The following is a 21,689-nucleotide window of genomic DNA, read 5'->3' on the forward strand; positions in this document are numbered from 1 at the left end:
ATGAAAATTGTTGCTGACGAGAACATTCCATTACTTCATGAATGCTTCGGGGCACTGGGTGAAGTAGTGGCTTTACACGGGCGAGATATTACTGCAAGCGATATTGCGGACGCAGACGCGCTGCTGGTGCGTTCAGTAACAGTGGTGAATGAAGCACTACTGCGGCAGGCTTCATCTCTCAGGTTTGTTGGTTCTTGTACTGCGGGCGTTGACCATATCGATCAGCAAACTCTGGCTGGCCGGGGCATTACTTTTGCCAATGCGCCTGGCTGTAATGCCCGTTCTGTTGTTGAGTATGTGCTTTGCGCCCTGGATATTCTTGCCGATCGGGATGGCTTCAGTCTGGTGAACAGAAAGGTAGGTATTGTGGGTCATGGTCAGGTGGGCAGCCAACTGTATAAAACCCTTGAAGGGCTGGGTGTTGAGGTCATGGCCTGTGATCCACTTTGTGAACGAACGGCGGGTGTTCGGTTCGAATCCCTGGAAACTTTGTTACGTCAGTGTGATGTCATTGCTCTGCATACTCCCCTGACCCAGGACGTGGATTATCCTACCTATCATATGTTGGATTATGACAGGCTGAGCAAGATAAAACCGGGCTCTATTCTGATCAATGCCGGGAGAGGCCCGGTCATTGATAATCAGGCGCTATTGGAATTACTCGAAGAAGGTCTGGATCTCAGTGTGGTGCTGGATGTCTGGGAATATGAGCCCGATGTCAATCTGGATTTGCTGGCTCGCGTGGATATCGGCACCCCCCATATTGCTGGCTATAGTCTTGACGGCAAGATCTCGGGTACCGAGAAGGTCTATAAGGCCCTTTGCCAGACCTTTGGCTTGCCGTGCAGGGTTAGACTGGCCGCTATCACTCCCATGCCTGCACTGAAGAGAATGGGTTTTAATGACTCAGCTACCGCTGCCCAGGCCGCAGGTATTGCGATGAAATCCGTCTACGATCTGCGCCGTGACGATGCGCTTATGCGACGTCTCATCACCATGAAGAAAGAGGCGTGCGCTATCGAATTTGACCGGATGAGAAAGCACTACCGGGAGCGGCGGGAATTCAGCACTCTGGTGCTTCAGGCCAAAAAGTGTGAGCCTAAGGTTCAAGAACATCTGAAGGCCCTGGGCTTTAATCTTCAGGAGGTCTGAGACAGTTTTGCTAGTTTCTCGTATGCAGATCGATACGATCACTTCGTTATAAAGAGTCTCAGGAATCTTACGATAAACCTGTACAGATGAGTGCACTGGGACAGGTTACATGATCAAAACACTGGTGATGAGCCGCTACATTAGACCTTTGGGCTGGATAGCTATTGCGATTTGCGCAGTGACCTGGTGGATGGATCTGACAGAGATCGTGAAAACCTGTCCATTCTGCCGCACGGAAAGAACTGCCATTGGTCTGCTCGGTGTTCTGATGGTTTTGCCTCATTACCGCTATATCAGTATTTTCTTAACCTGTCTGTTTTCCGTGGTCGGTCTGGTCACGGCTTCCCAGCACCTGTTCCTGATGATAAAAAGCTGGCACTTCTCGTTGAATACCCCGCTGGTTATCATTGCTCTGTGTTTGCTCTGTGGCGAGTTGCTGCTCTTGATCGAACGGGCTTTACTAAGCCGTAAAAGTCTGAAGCAATAGTCTGAAACAAAAGTCCGAAGATAAGTTCCGGCTATTTGTTATGCTGGCTTACTTTATGGTTAGTATTAATATCCATAAAAGGAAATTATTATTCGTTTTATCTGTCAAATGAATAATAAGATTTTTAATCTGGAAGAATAAAAAAACTGCCATCCAGATTTGATAAACCATCTGGACAGGTGCTTAATGAAATACTAATGGATGTATAACAATGAACTCAGTGACAGAAATGCAATTACAATTCAACCTGGCTTCAATTCAATCAGAAACTACTGAAGCTAAAGGTTTAGGAGCTAAAGAGTTAGGAGTTAATCAAGTTAGCTCTTATCAAAGTTACCAAGCTCAGGTTGGAACAAAATTATTATCAGAAAGAAAGGTTGACTCTGCTAATGATTTTCGTTTTCTTAATGAAGAACTCTACGTAATAAAATGGTACCTTGAAGAACATTACGCTGAAAAGCTCGACGTTGAAAAAAAATCCGGAGTTAAAAAAAATCATGTTTTTCCGTTTAGTTTAAATGGTGTAAAGCATTATAGATTAAGTCCGGATTACCCTGTTTCAGGAAAAGATTTTTCAGTGTCTTTGCCTTTGAGCGAGGAAGTAAATCTTGATTTATGCTATCGGGAGAAAGTAAAAAAAAGGTTGTCAGATATCTTTACGCACGGCTTTGAGAATGTTTGCAAAACTTTATATTTTTTTGAAGATCAGGAAAGTGTTGTGAGTGGTGTTTGTCATCAATTTGTTAATTACCTGGCATTTGGAATGGATAAACAAATAAGTCAAAATTTCAATGGCTGGTATGAAAAGCTTTCATTTGTATCTATTCAAAAATTCGATCAGGAAAAAGTACGCTGGGGAGACATCGTTCAATTATTATCAGGTGAAAGTTTAGTTCATAGTCTTTTTTACATAGGAGATGGAAGGTATATAAGCAAACATGGAGTGTGTGATATATTTTTTCAGTCATTGTCAGCTGCTCAGGAGTCATACCCTTCAGACTCAGTGAGGATCGTTAGATTAGCGCCTGAATATTATTCAAAACAAATAACCTTTGAAGGAAATGACTGAGCCTTCTGGTTATCTGCGGCACGCCTGGTACTCCAAAAAAGTTTTGGTGCACTCAATGCAAAAACTGCTTCGGTAATGACTGCTGGTGTCAAGTTAAAAGGCAAAGTGAAAAAAATGAGCTATTTTTAGTTTCTGATGTTAAAAACACATGGTGGTACATCATGAAAAGTATAAAGATTTTCTTGTCAATTTTTATAGCTTTTTCTATGTTTCCTAACTCAGGATTTGCAGATGGTAAAGAGAAATTAGAAGCCAGTATAAATGAATTCAAAATAGCTTTTACAGATAGATTGCATGGTTCACTTTCCTGGGGGATGCAGCATGATGCGGTTTCAATGCTGCATATTACTGATGAGATTGTTTCAGAACATGGCATTCGAAGTGAATTGATACCCTTTGTTTCAACCCTAAGTGAAGAATACGCCGCTAAAGGGGATGTTCTTTCACTACTCATATTGGCAACATTGTGTTTGCATTATGTTCCAAATGAGAGCCGTGAGTTGATTTTAAGATATGTTATGATACTCCAGTCTGCAGTTTTTTATGAAATGAAAGGAACAGTTAAAAAAGAACTTATTTTTGAAATGATACAAGAATTTTTCGGAACTATGAAACCCGAAAAACAAAGTATGTTTGTTGAAGAATCGCGAACCGTATTTAGTTCAATTTCTCAGGGTCATTATGCTGGGAAGTTGTTCACGAATCAGTCAGGGGCACATTTATTAACTTTTTTACCCACCCCTTTGTTGTTAGCAGAGGCACTGATTTCTACCTGGACAATCAAGCGAGGAGTAAGTAGATAGTAAAGCGAAAAAATTGGATGGCCAGAGGTTTCTGGTATTTATCTAAAGCGTCCGATAATAGCTTCTTTACACCGGCGGTTCACAATGGTTGGTGATAGAATCATAATTAATAGCTACTTTAAGATAATCGAGAATCGTTTTTTTGAGCAGAAGCTTAAACATCGAAAGGTTAGAGCGTTGAGGTTTTTATGTTCCGTAAATATAAGATAAGTCTGATCTTGAGCTTATGTGGCATAGGCTGCTTAGTCGTCTACTACTCTGTCGGTGCATACGTAAATCACAACGGAATACTAACCGAGTCATTCGGTTTTCTCCCATTGTTCTGGATTTTTCAACTGTTGGCTTTGGTGGCGTTTGCTATCAGCTTTTTTAAGCCAGAATGAGCTAAAAATAAATAATTGTCATAAGTACCTAACCTTGCGAAAAAAAAATGCCTCTCATTACTTTAGGTACTTGTCATTTCTTCTCAAAGTAATATTTTTCAATAATGGAAATGGTTATGTTGCTCGGCATAAGTATCGAGAAAACCATCAATAGCTAACGATTTTGTCAATAAGACTTTTTTCCATCGATTGTCATCAGGTAGGTAATATTGAGTATATAAATAACTCTTTATTGAGTATGCTTCAAGCCCTAACATTAAGCCTATAAGAAGAGAGCTGCCAAAATAATCACCGAATGTTTGATATCGCTTCCAGAAACCGTAACCTTCTCGCATGCGAGCAAGTCCGGAAATGGTCCAGAGGACAGGAAAAGATGTCATTCCTATTATTGCAGTTCCTTCACCGCGAGGGAAGCTATAATACTCGATTGTTCTGTAATTCGAAAAATTATTCTGTAGATTGTTTTTGAAAATTTCTCCAGCGGAAATAACTCCATGCCGAGCCAGCTTATCTGAAAAAGCATACAGTGCTGTAGATATATCTGTATTAATTTCACTGGGTGATGCAAATATATGTGACACCCATCGTTTAATAACGGGAGATTTATACTTTTCAGTTTTAATATCGATTACTGTATTTTTCCGTAAAACTAACTCAATATTATCAGCCGCTAAAGTTGTGGTAGGATAAAATGAGAGGCCATAGGGTTTAAGATAATCGATTACTTTAGTGGAAGTGATTGGGCCAAAGATATTAATTCCTTTTATCTCGGATAAACTCACTTTTCTCTTTTCGGTATTATGGTTGATTCGTTTTTTTAGCTCATTTATATCAACAGTGTCAGTGCAAAAATGAAATGCGGAATACCCGTTTAACTCCAGGCTATCCATATAATGTTGAATCGCACTATTATAGTTTTTACAATAATTTTCATGAAAAACCATTACGTAAGTTGGTCGTAGCGCAGAGGCATCTGCACTAAGTAAAAAAGAAAATAAGTATAATAAAACTATTATTCTGAGCAACATAGCTTTCATCTCCATACTGTGTATATAGTATTAGACATTAAAAAGATGAAATGGTTTCAAACTACCAGAGATCGTGAAACGGCAGCATTGGAGTCAGGCGCTCATGCGACGAAAAGGGGAAATAGGAAGGAGGAAGTAAGGGGAAATAGGACATCCATTAAATGCTTCTAAATCAGGAAGTAAGGGGAAATAGGACATCCATTAAATGCTTCTAAATCAGCAAGGACTTCACATGAAAATCATTATTCTCATTGCCTACGAAGGAAAGATCTTCTTGCTATGCACAAATGTACGTATGCCACTTTTATCTTTACGAACTGCTTTAGCTGTTTCTGCCGGTTTAGGGTGTTGTAGCTCTGGCGCCGGAATGCCAGCGCGGTGTCCTTCTATAGTGTCTATTTTTTCACAAGGGCTTATGAACACCACTCAGAAAAAAACTCTCAACAAAATTACTGATATTAAGGCACTTCCTGTACCAGAGAATTACTTTCATACTGGGTCGTACAGCACTTCGTTAGGTCTGACATGGACATGCACATCAAACCACTTATACGCCTCTTTGTCGGTAATCGATTCATCAATCCTCTCCACCAGCTTGTGATGATAACTAACGGTGATACGTTCAATAATCAGTCCAAGATCCCGTGCAACATTAACCGTACTCTTTCCGTTTACCGTTGTTTCCAGAAAGGCTGTCTTGAAAGCGTCCGAGCCGTAATCTTTTTTGTGCTCTAACAGGATCTCTATGGTTTTCTGATTCGTAATCATTTCCCGGTCAATGATCTCCGGCAGTTCCAGAAGCCATCCGAAACTGTCGAAACTCAACTTAAACTGACGGGCAATCACATTGCTCATATAGAAGTCTCTGGGTTTGATAGCCCCGGATTTGCGGTTATCTGAAAATGCCCAGCGGCTTTGGGTAAACTCGTTTTTAAACATGTATTGCGCAAAAGGTTCGCCCGGTTGATTGCTGCCTTTAGTGATCGCCTCATCGAGGACGGTTATTTTGGTTGTGGTCAGCTTATCGAGTTTTTCAAATTCAGAAGCATATTGCTTCTCCAGCTCCATCAGCCGATTTCGGATCTGCCGGTCCCGCTGGATTCGGTTTCGGAAATTTAAAAGGGTCTTAAATTCAGTGCTTAAAGTGTTCTTAACCTCCGGCTTCCAGAACGACTTGCCTTTAGCCGTGGGTAGCAGGGCCGCAAACTGTTGTTCAAGCACTCGGCGCAGTTTCGGCTGATGGCATTCATCCTGCTCTGCCAAACGGACAATCCGCCCTTCCGCTGTCATGCCAAGCTTGTTCAGTGGCTCTTTGCCGGAGCTGTCCTTCAGGTAGCGCTCTATTGCTCGAGTCGTTTCTTCAACCGATGTTACATGAGTTACAGTTGATTTCCCTGTATCGGGTAATAGAGGCGATTCAGGCAGTGAAGGTTCACTAGTGTTACGTACAGTGACGTCCCTGCCCATAATAGCACCGGTGGATGCTTCCTCTGATTTAGCTCGCTTAGGTTCTGGTGGAAATGGATTGAATGACTCATTTCTTTTATTGATACCGTCCATGAATTATTACTCCAAAGCCAATATTTACCTTTATCCAGTCAGGATTAAAGGTAGTAAGTTAGAATCAGATTTATAAAAGAAGTTCATAACAAGTTGTTAAGTGTAACTAACAAAGTTTTTGCCTCTCAGTACATGCATAATGGTGCCACTCAATGCTACGGATCTGAAAGACATTGCCTGAAAAGTGGCCTGACTTACCGTAGGTATAAAGCTCTCGAGTGGATCAGACCTCATTCTCACGCTGTGAAGACAATCACGGACGTTGTGTTATATGTAAAACCCGCTCTGGTTTAACTGCTTAAATACTGGATCAGATTGACAATAAAAAGTAACAGCGCAATCAACTGCCAGGTCAACACCGGATTTCGTTCTATCAGGGGCTGAAAGTCCCGGTTCCTGAATGAACGGTTCGGTTGTTTGAGATCTTGCAAAAACTCAGACAGGGCAGGGTATCGTTTAGCCGGGTCAGCAGCCACGGCTTTTGCCAGTGCCGAATCAATCCATGAAGGAATGGATGAGTCAGACAGGTTGGCGTGGCGGTATTGCATATGCTGATAATGTCTGACCCTGATACTGCTGCCTGAATGTTCCGGGTAGGGCAGTTTACCGGTCAGCAATTCATAGGCCATCACGCCAATGGCAAACTGATCCGCTCTTTCGTCGATAACCCCGTCCAGAAAGTATTCCGGCGCCGTATAGTTTTTGCTGCCCTGGGGTAAATCGCTGTGATGAGCCTGCTGATTTTCCAAATCCCCCGCGACTCTTGCTGATCCAAAATCAATCAGTTTCAGACGGCCTTTCTGGTCAAACATCAGATTTTCCGGCTTCAGATCCTGGTGCAGAATCTGAAGTCTGTGCAGCCCCCGAACAGCGGTGATCATCTGGGCGACAATATCCCTGACCTGAGTCAGAGTCGGTTTGGGGTTCTCCTGCATCCAGCTGCGCAGGGTCTGACCTTTTATGTATTCACAGGTATGGTAAAGAAATTTCCGACCTGGCCTGGGGGCCATGATTGCCATAATAGAAGGATGTTTTACTCTGCGACCAATCCATTCTTCACGCATAAAACCTTCGAGGTAATCGGGGTCATCTTCATAGTTGATAGAAGGGGTTTTGATGACCACATGATGGGCAGCGACTTCCTCAGGCCCAATATCTTCTGCGAGATAAAGCTGGCTGCGTTTGCTGGCGTGAAGTTCTTCAAGAATACGATAGCCGTCGAGTATCTGACCAGGGTAGAGATCTGGTGGCAATCTCAGTTGGGAAAGCCTTTCCAGGTTTTCACCAGCATCTCCGGCAGGGACTTCATCAATGCGACCGATGACGCAGGTCAGGTTGTCATGGCTGCCGTTCTTTAATGCCAGGTCCACCAGATGTTGTGCCACTTCATCCAGTGATCTTTGATCGGAAAAGCACTTTTTGAGGGCATCCTGTGAGAGAAAATCATGAATGCCATCGGTGGTCAGTAGCAGTATGTCTCCGACATCCAAAGCTTCTGATCTGTAATCCACTTCGACATCAGGCGCCATGCCCAGTGCCCGACCTAAATACTGTCGTCCACCCAGAGTGGCAGTATGATCCCGGGTCAGACATTCCAGCTCATTATTTCTTATCCGCCAGGCTCTGGAGTCACCGGTATGCACCAGATGCAATGTCGCTGACTTCAGAATCATGGCGGTAAAAGTGGTACACCAGCTGCCCTTATCCATGGGGTCCGTATGACCCTGCTGATAAAGCCAGCGGTTCAATGCGCTGAGAATCCTGGCGGCCGAATAACGGGCCGTCCAGGAATCCGGGGTACTGTAATAATCAGAGGTAAAGCTGGAGATAGAGGTATGGCTGGCCCGACGGGCTTCACTACAGGCGCTGACGCCGTCGGCCAGAGCCAGAACAGCACCTTTGTTATGCATTACATGGGTGTTTGCTGGCACCTCCGCCACCCAGGCGTCCTGATTTTCTTCCTTGACGCCGGCACTGCTGGCACCGGCTGTGGTCATTTTTAACGGCTTCATATTCTTCTTTTCTGTTTCCCGGCGCCTAGAAAACCATTGCTGGCAGGTGCTGTCAAATGCAATAACAATAGAAGTGCTGTGGTCTTGCATTAACATTGACCTACATGGTTTCTCGGAAGGTTTCTTTCTGATAACGCAGCAGGGGTGACAGGAAGTATTCCAGTAAACGACGCTGGCTAACAATAACGTCAGCGGTGACTATCATCCCAGGCTGTAATCTGATCCTGAGATTTTCCACCTGAAACCAGTCTTTTTCCAGATCAATATAGATTTGGAAAACCCAGCCCTTTTGTTCATCGTTAATTGCGTCGCTGGATACTCTTCGGACATGACCGTCCAGATAGCCATAGCGGGTGTAGGGAAAGGTTTCGACTTTTACCTGTACTTTTTGCTCGGGCCTGACCCAGCGAATGTCTTTATTAAGAATGATGGCTTCAACGATCAGCAGCATATTGGTGGGCACAATCACCATAACAGGCTGGCCCGGCTGAACCACATCCCCGGAGGAGTGGGTCTGAATTTGCTGGACAATGCCATCGATGGGTGCGATTAATATCTGGTTTTTTTCTCGCTGGTTCGCCTTTTGCCCCGTCTTGTCTGCACGATCCAGTTGTTCGATCGCTCCCAGATACTCCTTAACATGGTTCGAGATAAAAGATTCACGCTTTTGTTGTCGTTCGGCCAATAAAGCCTGATATCGCGCTTCGTGTTCCTTATGGCGCAGCACCATGACTTTCAGTTGCTGAGTGGTGTCAATCTGTTTTTCCCGTCGTGTCAGCCAGTCCACTTCGGACATCATTTTTTTCTGATAGAGGCCTTGGGTAATGGTGGCCAGCTTGTCATGAATAGGGTGTAGAAGCCGAAGACGTTCAATTTCTTCGGTATCAACCAGCAGGGTCGTAGACAACTCATCAATGGTTTTTGCTATAGCTTTATCCGCCGAAAGAAAAGCATCCAGCTCACTGGTCAGGTTGCTGTTTTCTGTCGACCATCGCTGTTCGTCAGGGGGGACCTCAAAAACCAGCTGTGCAAGGGCAGCCTCCTGTTCCAGATTAACGGAAACCGGCTGGTTAAGGTCCGGGGTGTTGACCATCCTGAGCAGGGTTTTTTCTCTAAGGGCAGACAACTGGGCACTGGTAATTTCACGGGCGGTTTGCAGGGTATTATTTTCTGAGTCAGTGGGGTTGGGGATCAGTTCAATAAGTTTGTCACCCTTTTTGACCCGACTACCCTCATCGACAAAAATGGTGCTGACTCTGGCCACCTGTATGGGACTGATTTTTTTTGAGTACCCGTCGGGGATAACACGCCCTTCCGCTTCTACGACGACATCAAGATTACCAAACCATGCCCAGACCAGAGCAATCACCAGTAACAGGCAGATACCGAGGGTTAAGACGTGCTTAAGGGGGGAAGCGGGGGTCTCCAGGATTTCTACCGCAGCGGGCAGGAACTCGTTTTCTTCTTTGGGACGAAAAGCAGAGAAGAGACGCTTGAGCTGTTTAATCATCTTGGTTACCTGACTGGATGTTCCACAATCTTGTGTAGTAACCGTTCATATCGATCAGGCTATGGTGGGTGCCGTCTTCGGTAATCCTGCCATCTTTCATGACAATAATCCGGTCACAATGTCGGATGGTTGAAAGTCGGTGGGCAATGGTGATCACCGTTCGGTCTTCGGAAATGGCGTCCATATTTTGTTGCAGCACATGTTCGGACTCGTAGTCCAGTGCTGAGGTTGCCTCATCGAAAATAAGAATTTTCGGATTGCTGGTCAGTGCCCTGGCAATGGCAATTCGTTGTCTCTGTCCACCGGACAGTCCTGTACCACGCTCACCCAGCTCGGTGTCGTAGCCCCGGGCCATACGGGTGATGAATTCATGGGCACCTGCCAGTTTGGCAGCACCAATCACAGCTTCCATAGGTAGCAGGGGGTCTGAATGGGCAATGTTCTCCCGGATGGTACCGTTGAACAGTGTGTTCTCCTGAAGCACAACGCTGATTTGCCGCCGCAACCAGGAGGGGTCAAGAAGCGCAATGTCGTTGTCGTCTATTAATACTTTCCCGGTGTTTGGCACATACAGACGCAGCAGCAGTTTTGCCAGGGTCGACTTACCGGAGCCGGACTCGCCAACAATGCCGATAGTTTGTCCGGCAGGAATTATCAGGGAGATGTCGCTCAGGGTATTCTGCAGTTCGCAGCTGTAGCTGAAATTGACCCGCTCCATCTGGATATGACCCTGCAATGCCTCTATGGGTGGTTTATCCAGACTCTGCTGTGGCTCCTGGGGGGTGTTCAGAACATCACCCAAGCGGGCAATGGATATCCGGAACTGCTGGAACTCCTGCCAGAGTTGGGAAAGCCTCAGGATCGGCTGGGCGACTTGACCTGAAAGCATATTGAAAGCAATCAGCTCACCAATGGTCAGTTGACCGCTAATGACCTCTTTGGCGCCAATCCACAACAGGGCTACGGTGACAATTTTGTTAATCAGCTCCACCAGGTTGCTGCCAACTGTGCCCAGTACGCTGCTGTTGAAGCTGGCTTTGGCATAACTCGACAGGTAACGCTCCCAGCGGGACTGCATTCTTGGTTCAACAGCAGTTGACTTCAGGGTTTCCATGCCGGTAACTGCTTCAGTCAGGAAGGCCTGATTGATGGCACTGCGCTCAAACAGTTCCTTGGCGCGATTGTGCAGGCTAGGGCTGATCAGTACGGAAAGCAGAACGTAAAAAGGGATGGAAGCCAATACGACCCAGGTGAGTGTGGATGAGTAGAAGTACATGGCGATAAACAAAACAATGGTGAAAAACAGATCCAGTATCAGAGTCATGGCATTGTTGGTAAGAAATGCCCGAATGTTCTCCAGCTCCCGAACCCGGGCCACCACCTGACCCACAGGCCGGGCACTGAAATAGGCAATGGGGATTTTCAACAGGTGCTCGAACAGTCGGCTGCCCAGCTCTACATCCACCCGGCAGCTGGTGTGGGAGAACAGATACATCCGCAAGGTGCTCAGCGCCACTTCAAACAGTGACATGGCCAGCAGGGCAATGGCAATAACATTCAGGGTGGATATGGCCTGGTGCACCAGCACTGTATCCATAACAACCTGAAAACAGATCGGGGTAATCAGGGCGAACAGTTGCAGGAAAAATGAGGCAAGAACCACTTCGCCCAATACCCGGCGGTATTTGATCACCACCGGAATAAACCAGCTGATGCCAAAGCGTTTCATGGTGTGGGCCAAATCAAACCGTCGGGTCATCCAAAGGGCGCTGCCATCCCAGCTTTTCCAGAGTTCTGCCAGTTTCAGAATACATGGCTGCTGACCAAAAAATTGCACCATCGCGGTCTGCTTATCTGTATCGATATTGGCAATGATAAAAAACTGGTGATCTTTTCCCTGGGCGATAAAGGGAAGAGGGGCTTTATGTAGGTTGTTTTTAATTCTGACCTTCCGGGCCTTCATGCCAAGGCGCCGGGATAACCTGACAAGTTCCCGTATGTCGATACTGACGTCTTTGCCGGATAACTCATGAATCAGCGAGTTGATGTCGACGTTTTTTTCATGGAATTTCAGCAGCAGAGCGAGTGCACTTGCTGCCGAGTGCGTGTTGGGTTGATCCATTGTGTACTGCCTGCAATGTTTTTTTGTGCAAACGAACTATGTGCAAACCAGCTTTGTGTAAACAAACAAAGCCTGAAAAAAAATTATTCTTAAGGTCATTTCTGTAGGTTAGTTCCCATCAAAAAACACAATCTATTGAAAACCTTGATTATTGAAACCTTGGAAATTGATCTTGCAAAATAAATAAAGCCCTTCTGCTTTTTTCAGCCATCACCCAATATCAATAAACATCAGGGAATGCTGAAACAGAGGGCTTCAAATGCGTAAAAAACGCAACACGCAGTGTAGTATGGAACTCCGCCATGTTCCTCACAGAATTTGCACACAAACTTCCGGACTATCGTAATGACTTGATCAGCCTGTTTACTCAACCCCGATTTATCAACGTCAAATTTAGCGGAGTCGTCAGGTTTTGTGTCATTCCCTGGCTTGCCGATGTAATAAACGACGGGCTCTCGCTACTGTGATTGCCTGATAGGGCACTGAGGTCCTGAACAAGTCGCTGGTAGTGCTGGTACAGTTCCGTATCATTCAGGCTTGTCCCTAATGGCCGCTCGCTCTCTGATTCAATGTCGCCTTTCTCACCTCCGGCCAGGCTGCACAGGTAATTCACCAGCCGTTGCCCTCTGCGAATGATTTTGTTCAGAAAGGTCACGGCTTCATTCTCTCCCCCGTCACTGTCGTCCATGGCTGACGTACTGTCATTTCTGTTGATCATAGCCATAGGGTTCAGGCTGACTTGTCCACCTTTAAAGTGCAGGCTGGCCAGCACGTCCGGTTTCACCAGTGCCAGTGTCTGGTTGTTGCGGGTATTGATGATCCTGAAGGTTTGGCTATCCAATGGCAGGGAGTGGTTGCTGTGGGTGAGGTTGCTCTGCGCCTGCGGGTTACACTGGCTGAACGCCACCTGTTCCGGGGTCAGGTCGGTAAAGAACAGTGCGGTGCTGTTATCACCCGACAAACGTCGTAAATCCGCCTTAGACCCGGACGACAGTAGAACATAATGCTTGCCACGGCTGTCGATTGTGCGGGCTGGCCTGCACGCCCGCAGGTCATAGACGTCATTGCCAACACCGCCGACCAGCGGGCGCGTCCAGTCGAGAATGGCCTGCCACAGGCTGCTGTTGCCGGGCGTATCCAGCCTCCGGTTGTCACACTGGTCGCCCCGGTTTGCCAGCACTTCTGGCCGTGCTGCGATGTTGCCTGAGGTTCCCAGCAGCAGCAGGTCATGACCGCCCCATCCACGGAGTGACCACTGTCGGGCGTCGGCGCCAAGGTACAGAATATTACTGCGGCTATTGCCCCAGAGTCTCGCTGTCCTGTTACCGACGGCGGACGAGCTGATCACGGAGGGCAGAAACGGCCATGACTGGTAACCGCTGTCGGGTTTCGGCCCGCTCACCTGAACACTGCCCGGCTCCCAGCCCCACTGTCCTGTGCCAGTAATAAACACCTGACGTCTGACGTATGTGGCGTTCAGGGGTTCCAGTGTCAGTTTAATCCCGTCCATCGCCTGGTAGGTGACGATTTTTACCGGTTGGTCCTGCTGGATGTACAGGGGGTTGCTGGCTGTGGCGTTGATGAATCGGAGGCGTTCCTTCCTGACGAGGCTGCTCACCGTGAGTGGCAGGACGACCCCCTGACCTGAGTCCGTCACCCGTGCTGCCAGGTCGGATAATGATAGCTCAAGGTCATTGAACACCAGCGTTGTGGGTTGCAGGAACTGGTCGTGCTGTCTGGCCCAGACCTGCTGAATCTCGATCTCGGCATCGCCGGTGGTAAACCGGTTGGACAGCACCAGGTTCTGACCCCGGCGCCAGGCAAGGAAGAGGAAGGCCGATACATTCAGTTCAATGCGGGTTAGTGCCCTGTCGTGCTTGGAGATGCTTTCTTCAGCCAGGCCGGGATGGATGAGGATTCGGGCAAAAAATGACAAGTCTGTCTCATCCAGTTTAATCACGTCGGACCCACCCTGGCCCTCCACCATGATCCCGAACCGCTGTCGGGTACCGTTCCGGACAAAGGCCACCTGATGCTCTTGCTCTTGGTAGTAAGTGTCCAGCCGCAACGTTTCCAGTTTGATCTTGTCGGCTCCGGGGGTTCCTGACAGCAGCAGACCCTCGGCCATCACAGCTACCCCATTAAAAGTACCCAGGGACTGGTAACCTCTGAGGTTAACCCGGTACAGCGTTTGCTGATCCTTACTATAAACGACCGTAGCTGCTGAATGACGAAACCAGTACCAGTGATGGTCTTTCATGATGGCCGAAGTTTGCCCAATCAGTTGCTGAACACTGTGCCCCTTGTCAGGCAGGCCGAACAACAGTCTCTGTTGTGCGGGAAATCGGCCCCGGTAATCTATCCAGGCTGTCTGGGTTGGGAGATAGCCAGGGCGCAGCCTGAGGTCGATCAGTCCGGTGTCGATCCGCTCTCGAATGTCTCGTGGCAGGGATCTCATGCCATGGTTGAAATCCTGCCGGGTCCTGAACATTCGGCTGTTGGAAGCTTTCCTGGGCCCCATCCGGCTGAGGTCGAGGGCCACCAGGGCCAGACGCTCCCGGTTGGCCAGGTATTGGGCCTGCTGCGTTTGGACCCGCCATGCCTGAGCACTGGCTTGCCACTGGTAACTGCCTCGCAATTGGGTGTCATAGGGCAGATAGGGCAGGGTGTAACTGCAGGGACCGGAGATCAGGGTGTTGAACTCGTTGGGCACCCCGGTCAGCGGAACGGCGGCAGCCTTGCCACAAAAGGGATGGCCTTTGGCGCCCTGGTCAGGCTGGGGGAAAAACTCGAAAGCCTCCTGTTTGCGGGTGTCTGAAAGGGCGAGCAGCTGGCCATCGTCGTTCACCATGACCTCAAACCGGTCTCGGGTGTTGGCCGCCAGCAGGGTATCATGGCCTGGGAAGTACCAGAAGTCCAACTGTCTGATCGCGCTTAGCAGGGGGTGGTCGGTCATCGGGGTGATCGGTCTCAGCGGCACCAGTCCCACCGTTGCCGAAAACTGCTTCCGGGCCTCTGCCACCAAGGTGCGCAACTGTTCCTTAAGCCCACCGATGAATGCCCGGGCACTGGCGGTGGTCCAGGCTGTGCCGGGGTGTCTCAGGGTTACTTTGGTGAAGACCTGGTTGACTATCTGGCCCAGGTTCAGGCTGTCCATCACCACGCCGGATTGGGGGGTGAACTGGCGCACACTCAGGGTCTCGTTCGACTTGGCGACAGTCTGCCCGGTGGCCTTGACTTCCCAGTGCTCAAAGGGTCCTGACTCCACTGACAGGTTTTCGCTGACCACCCGGGTGTTGTCCCAGGCTTGGTCTGGTATCCACAGCCGATAGCCACTGAGGGTATCAGCCAAAAGGCCGCCGGAGCGCGCCTGCACACGGGCAAAGATCCGGTTGTCGGCCATCTGTGCCGGGGACCGGCGCTCGCCCGCCGGGCGGATCACCTGGAAACCGGAGCTCAGGCGCTGGACGCTCTTGGTATTTTTGACGACAGTGGTTATGTAATACAGATTGCCGGAATGCTGGCTGAACAAAAGGTAGTAAACAGTCCGGCCCTGCACCACCTTGCGCACCGGCAGGTGCTCCTCGCGCAGTGTCTTCTGGACTGGCTCATTGATCTGCCGGAAGCGGCTGCCGTCGTCCTTATTGATCAGCAGGCCGCCATCCAACAGGCTGCTCAGGAAAGCAATATAGGTTCGGGTGGCACCGTCATAAAAGCCGGTCCCAAGTATACTTGGACTGTCGTATTTATTGACCATCCGCAAGGGAATCAGCTCCTCGTCAGATGTCGTTGTGTCGGGTGTCGCTGCAGGTGGGGTAGGAGGTACGCTGAGCTGCCCATCCAGTGTTTCTGCCGCAATAACCTGGTGAGCCAGCTGACCGGCCGGGCTGGCCGTCAACAGGTAATAATAGGGGGCATCAAACACCAGCAATTGTGACTCATCTTTGTTCGGCACTGTCTTTGATACGTGGTTACCAAACAAGGCGCCATGTTTGCTGACCTCAAGCTCATGGAAGTGGCTGATGTCCCGGTTCAGGACTCCGGTGGTCTGTAGTAACACCTGGCCGTTGGCGGAGTCAAAAAAATAGTAGCCAGTGTCCGGGCCTCCCTGGAGTGGTTCTACCTGGTCATCGGAGGGAGCAACGAGCGGGATTACCGTACTGTGGTGGGTATCGTACCAGAGCCGGATCCGGTCTAACTGATCCCAGTCCGCTTCTGCCAGTCCCAGCTTGTCAGGGAAGCAGCGGTAAGGTTTTTTAAGATACTCATTGACCTGTCGGTCACAGTCCTGCTTATGTTGCAGCCAGGCCGGGTTCTGCTCGACTCGCGGGGGCGGATCAGCTTTCATGGGTAACGGGTCAATGGCACCGGCCATCGCCCACAGCTTCGGTTTTTTGGGCACAAACCCGGATGTGAGCCACTGTTCCGGCGCTACGGCCATACAGCGTGCGCGGATCCGGGGTGAGGCGTCGCAGTCTTTCAGCTCCAGCGGCAGGAAACGGCTGGCCCCGGTGTAGTTGATCATTATTCCTTCCAGCTTGATGGCCCTTAACGAACTGTGATTCAGTTCGCCAGTGTCGTACAAGCGATGAATCACTTTGCGGTCCGGCAGCCACTCAAACTGGGTGTTGGGATCCTGAGCTATCACTCTATAGGGGGCGTCTGGCGTCGGGTTAGGAAACTGGAAGCGGGTCTCACCCAGTGTGAGGGTCCAGGTTTGGTTGTCAGTCGGCCCGGATGAACAGCGTTCCACCCCTCCACCCCATCCGTTAATGCAGGCATAGGGGAGCCGCCCGTCGTAGTTCAACACCCAGGTAGAGGTCTGCCCCCGGGGGTGAACGCGGATGAGGTGGTTACCGTTGGACATCAGGACGTAGGTCTTGCCGGCCCCTTCAGCAGGACTATACAGGTCATAACCCAGCAGTCTGGAAAATTCGTCTGAGACCTGACGAAAAACGACGAGGTGATTGTGGCTATCGAGATACAGACTGCTGGTTGACGGACGGAACTTCAAACCGTCGGTACTGGTGAGCATCTGGCCAAGGTATTTATGGTCGTAGCTGAAATGGTCGGACCTGACATAAGTGGAGCCACGCCGCTCAAGCTCGGTATACCGGATGTCTTTCACTATTTTGTGGTAAAGCCATTTCAGCTTGCTGTCGCTGACGGCATCCAGAAGCTTCAAACCGGGGGAGCTGCTGTCCAGCGCACTCCTTGAAAGGATATTTTCTAAGGGGGTGTAGCGGAGCTTGACCTTCCACGGGGGTACGGAAGGCATTAAGATGATCATTTTACCGGTCATCTGCCGCAGGTTGTGGAATACCCCGTCTGAGCATTGATACCCGGTTAAACGCGACTCCGTCCTGCATAATGTCGTCAGGGCATCGTTGATCAGGTTAAAGGTGTCAGGAGAGTATTCGATCCGGTTAATGTCGCTGGCGCAGTATGGTTTGAAATAGTTAAGTATAACGGATTCGTCCTTACATGGTTTCCAGTCGTCTTTTTTTCCGGCGATTAAGGTTGTCTGGAATGAATAGCCGCCACCGTAGGTCAGGGTCTGTTTCGCCAGGTTGATGGACTGGATGTTCAAGGTCAGGAGATTTTTGCCATCCCCGCTCATCAACGCATTGAGGGTCTGGTTGTTGGCCAGGAAGCTTTCGGGGTCTAGTTGGGCGTGAATCAGGTCAAAGATCTGTGTAGTCTTGGCCGGAGCGTCCCGCAATCCTTTAGAGGCCAGCTCCTCTAACTGTTCCTTATAATAGCCATTAAAAACTTCCCTGACATGGTGCATGAAACTGTCAATGAAGACCCCGTACCGCCCGGTAAACTCAGAAGTGGTGGAATTTGCCGTATCCACCGACTCGAAGATCACACTGGATTTCATGAGTTTGTTGACTTCCGGGTCCTGTTCCTTCTCGTACTCATTGACGGTCAGGTTGAGACTGGCTAAGGGCACTCCGCTACCCAGCAAGGGCATAAAACGACCAGCTTTTTTCAGACCTCCAGCGGAGGTTTTTTTCCCTTTGACTCGGAACCCTTGATGATCTGGCCCCTGGAGAAAGCTGCGGAAGCGTTCAAAGGCTCCGGACGTAAACCGGATGTTTTTTCGGGCCTGTGTATCGGGTTCCAAAAAGTCCATGCGCCAGCCCCGGCCACGCCTGTGGAGGGTATCCAGTCGGGGGACCATGCTGTCGGGGAGTGAGTGCCCGGCTTTAACGTCCCTCAGGGCGGTGTCGAACTCCAGCAGACGCTGCCTGAATTCGCCCCGCTCACTGGCCACACCTGAGAGACTGTCTTCAGTCCGGGGTTGCACCGGAGCCGAAGGGTGGCCGGGCGGCAAATAGTGGGGGGAGATTTTTGCATCCGATGGCCGGGGCGACATCAGCACAGTCGTTTCGCCAGGGAGCAGCCGGTACTCCGGTTGCCGGGTGGCCGGGGAGCGTAGCACAAGGGTTTCAATCGCCGGGCGGTCCTTTGGCATCAGGCGCTCGATATCCTTCACCAGTCTTTTGAAGACATGGGCACTACGACTTCTGGGCTCGATAATCAGTTCGCCCACCAGGGGTTTGCCGTCGGTGGGCGAACGGGTCATAAAGGTTTTCAGGGCGTTCAGGGCCTTGATTCCGCGAGGCTGGCTGCTGCTGGCAAGATCACCGACGGTCAGGGTGGCGATGCGGCAGTCTGGGGTAAATTCGACCAGTGTCGTCAAAGCATGAGCGATGAGTCGAGCTGGTCGACCGAGGACAGTAACTTGGTTGCCCTCTCCTCCGGCGATGGCCGACTGAACCCGGCCAGCGGGTGTGAGCAGTACATAACTGGCAGAGGGGGTGGCTTTCAGCAACAGGGGCTGGCCACTCAGCGTCCCTTTCTTGATTTGCCTTTGGGCGAAATCAAACGAGGCGTCGTCCAGGGCAATGACAGAGTGAATGCCCCGTGTGTGAGCTAATGCGTCCTTGCCTTCCAGGCGACGAAACCGGGTGAAAAAATCCTGCAGCCAGCGCTCACCTTCGTTGGAGGTTTTCAGCAGGGCGATATCCGTTTTGTCGTTGTCGTCGCCAAGATAGAGTTGGGTATCGGAGCCGGAAAGTAAACGGAGGGCATTTGCCAGTTCTTTACGCCGGGTGACACAGCTGTTGGTATCGGCTGATCTTCGAGGCTTGTTACAAGGCCCCGGTAGCTCGACTGTGAGAAAATCGATGTTGTCGAAATCATTTTTGTATCTCCCGTTAAGTCTGGCGGCACCTTCTACTGTTAAAGGATCGACAGTGTGAATATCGTATGATTTTGCCTGTATCCGTCTTTTAAGGGTTTCGAAGGCCTTGACCTTCGCTTCTTCACTCTTGAATTTGTCCATTTCCCGCTCAAGCAGGTCGACTTCGTGAGCCTCGGGAAAACGTCTTTTGTAGCGTGCAAGCCATTCACTGTACGAGGAAGAATGCTCAGCCAGGTAGAGTGAGTCTGATAAACGATCAGTTTTTCTGTGATCCGGATTGACGAAAGCAACTTTTTTATTGCCATTATTTTCCCATAATCCATGAGAGATTGCGGCTTGGAAATTAAATTGTAATTTATAATCTCGAGCATCTTTTCTGGGATCGTTAAAGTCATCTCCCATCTCGTTATAGTGCTCACCTTCGAGTCTTTGAGAGGAAGAATGACCTTCGGGGTTGGCACCGATAAATGGAATTTTGTCTAAGGCTTTGATCGAATCTTCTTCTAAATTAACAAAAGACTCATCCTGGCTTAAGACATCAACAATCTTACCTCTGGCTATGGTACCGGTGCACTCGCCTTCGGGTCTGGCATAAGTCAACTGACTTTCGGGGTCAATGGAGGCCAACCCGAACCTGGCTTTATATTTAATGGTATCGTCGTCGTTCAGGGTAAAAACAATACGGTTGAGTTCAGGATAGGGCGTATCTCTCGAGGTTGACGGCTTATCAGGATCACGACCAGTGGTTTGCTGAGGAGCGCCTGCTGACATCGACTCTCGAACCGCAACAGCTGAATGTGCACGGATACTCTCTTTGGCCAACTCCCTCAAAACTTCAGGGACAACATAATCTTTCTGTCTAATATCCAGTAAACCTTCAGAGCCCGGAATGTCTTGCGCAGAGTTGTCAAACAAGAACGTTATGTTTTGTACGGTGGTATGCCTGGGGATCACCATTCGCAGGACTGTTGATAGCTTTTCCACCAAGTACCTGGTGTAGAGAGGAGAAATTGCATTCAACTTGGTATCAAAGAAGTGAAGGTTTCCAGTAATGATGACTTTAGTGTCTTCGCCAATATTTGTGATCCGAGCACCTTTTATTGTTTCAAGTTTTTTTCTTTCCGTTGAATCGACATTAACAGCGTTGAACAAAACGCTGCTGTCTTCAGTGCGGTAGTTATCATAAACTTTACGACACTTTTTTAAAGAATCGATCATGTCGATCTGATTATCAGAAACATGAATCATTATTAGTTTTTCGTACGGCTTCTGCCGTACTATTACTGACTGGACAATATCCGGGGTATAGGGTTTTCTGTTATAGAAGGGATTGTTTGCTGAGAAGTCATCAGTTAGCTTGATTGTCGGTTTTATTTTTATTTGGTAATTTTTTAATCTTTCAAAGGCCTGATAACCTAATTGGGCGATAAGCTGATAGTCATCCTTCCCGGGATCATATAAAAGATTAGTTGCCATGATTGCAACTTTATTGATGTCATCGCTGGAGACACTGATTGTTTTTTCTCTATAGAATTGATTCAAATACTCCTTTATCTTTGCTGTGAGTTCTTTTGTGTTTATTTTTGATTTTTTTAAACCTTCTACAGTGTTATGAATAAAACAGAGTTCATCGAGTTGTAGTATGATTACCGGGTTTTTTGTGCGAGATGTCACCATTATTGGTTTGAGTGAGTCATAAAGAGATCCATGGATAATGTTGTCTTCAAAATTTGCTTCTTTGCTAAAAAATAATTTATTACTGGTGTGGTCCGTTAGTTCGTATTCCTCAAGTTTATTGAATACATCCCCAATATTGCTTTGTTTTATGATGCTTTTGATTAGAGCGAATGCCTTTTTTGGCAGGTCTTTGTCGTATGTTTCAAAATAAGGGTCAGGGTCTGAAATAGTTCCATCTGCAAACATTTTTTCTAAAAGAGCACGTATCACAGCCCTTTCGATCTGCTTTTCCCTCCCATCACCTGCTGCCATCCCCGATATAGGGTTGAGCAAATTGCTACTTTTTTGAAAGAGTTCAGGATCCATTTTTGGTAGTAGTCCTTTATCAATATATGTTCCCCCAAGCTTGAAGTGATGATGCAGTCCTATAAATCTTTCGGTTATTAAAGTGTTGTCAAAGCCTAAAGTGTACCTGATAAATTTATCGGTCGGTCCGTCAAAATTATCCAGGCTTCTATGGATGAGAGCCTTACTGATAGATCTTTCAATTTGATCTAATATATGGTTGGTTTTATTCCATTGGGTGAGAAATTCCTTCTTTACACCATCTGAAAAAACAGAATGCATTATATCCAAATTATTTATGTCACGGTTTTCACCGAAAAAGCTATCA

Annotated in this window: 11 protein-coding genes; 5 read left to right on the top strand and 6 right to left on the bottom strand. The window is 48.3% G+C overall.

Features of this window, described 5'->3' with window-relative positions:
• The 5 genes from pdxB to ACO6VG_RS16220 all read left to right on the top strand — a co-directional run bounded on the left by pdxB (position 1) and on the right by ACO6VG_RS16220 (position 3,894).
• Positions 1-1,152: a 4-phosphoerythronate dehydrogenase PdxB gene (gene pdxB, locus ACO6VG_RS16200; RefSeq protein WP_422133255.1), complete on the top strand. Its 1,152-nt coding sequence runs from the start codon at positions 1-3 to the stop codon at positions 1,150-1,152.
• A gap of 109 nt (positions 1,153-1,261) precedes the next feature.
• On the top strand, positions 1,262-1,639 hold the full coding sequence (locus tag ACO6VG_RS16205; protein WP_422133256.1) for a disulfide bond formation protein B: 378 nt from the start codon (positions 1,262-1,264) through the stop codon (positions 1,637-1,639).
• Positions 1,640-1,850: 211 nt separating this feature from the next.
• Positions 1,851-2,708 (top strand): hypothetical protein, encoded by an 858-nt coding sequence (locus ACO6VG_RS16210; RefSeq protein WP_422133257.1) that lies wholly within the window; start codon positions 1,851-1,853, stop codon positions 2,706-2,708.
• Positions 2,709-2,869: 161 nt separating this feature from the next.
• Positions 2,870-3,511 (top strand): hypothetical protein, encoded by a 642-nt coding sequence (locus tag ACO6VG_RS16215; RefSeq protein WP_422474721.1) that lies wholly within the window; start codon positions 2,870-2,872, stop codon positions 3,509-3,511.
• A gap of 188 nt (positions 3,512-3,699) precedes the next feature.
• Positions 3,700-3,894 carry a DUF3955 domain-containing protein gene (locus tag ACO6VG_RS16220; RefSeq protein WP_422133259.1) on the top strand — a complete coding sequence of 65 codons (195 nt, stop codon included), beginning with the start codon at positions 3,700-3,702 and terminating at the stop codon, positions 3,892-3,894.
• Positions 3,895-3,992: 98 nt separating this feature from the next.
• On the opposite strand, the gene ACO6VG_RS16225 is transcribed toward ACO6VG_RS16220, so the two are convergent.
• From ACO6VG_RS16225 to ACO6VG_RS16250, 6 genes are all read right to left on the bottom strand, one after another.
• Positions 3,993-4,922 carry a hypothetical protein gene (locus tag ACO6VG_RS16225; protein WP_422133260.1) on the bottom strand — a complete coding sequence of 310 codons (930 nt, stop codon included), beginning with the start codon at positions 4,920-4,922 and terminating at the stop codon, positions 3,993-3,995.
• 489 nt (positions 4,923-5,411) lie between these two features.
• Positions 5,412-6,482 (bottom strand): hypothetical protein, encoded by a 1,071-nt coding sequence (locus ACO6VG_RS16230; RefSeq protein WP_422474723.1) that lies wholly within the window; start codon positions 6,480-6,482, stop codon positions 5,412-5,414.
• Between the two features lie 290 nt (positions 6,483-6,772).
• Positions 6,773-8,584 (bottom strand): protein kinase domain-containing protein, encoded by a 1,812-nt coding sequence (locus ACO6VG_RS16235; protein WP_422137632.1) that lies wholly within the window; start codon positions 8,582-8,584, stop codon positions 6,773-6,775.
• Positions 8,585-8,594: 10 nt separating this feature from the next.
• Positions 8,595-10,004 (bottom strand): HlyD family type I secretion periplasmic adaptor subunit, encoded by a 1,410-nt coding sequence (locus ACO6VG_RS16240; protein ID WP_422133263.1) that lies wholly within the window; start codon positions 10,002-10,004, stop codon positions 8,595-8,597.
• Positions 9,997-12,126, bottom strand: a complete 2,130-nt coding sequence (locus tag ACO6VG_RS16245; RefSeq protein WP_422133264.1) for a type I secretion system permease/ATPase — start codon at positions 12,124-12,126, stop codon at positions 9,997-9,999. Before ACO6VG_RS16245 ends, ACO6VG_RS16240 begins: the two co-directional genes overlap by 8 nt.
• A gap of 367 nt (positions 12,127-12,493) precedes the next feature.
• A complete protein-coding gene (locus ACO6VG_RS16250) occupies positions 12,494-21,382 on the bottom strand; it encodes a hypothetical protein (RefSeq protein WP_422474725.1) in 8,889 nt (2,962 codons plus the stop codon).
• Positions 21,383-21,689 lie beyond the last annotated feature (307 nt).

Source organism: Endozoicomonas sp. ALB032 (assembly GCF_049310125.1).
Classification (GTDB): Bacteria; Pseudomonadota; Gammaproteobacteria; order Pseudomonadales; family Endozoicomonadaceae; genus Endozoicomonas_A.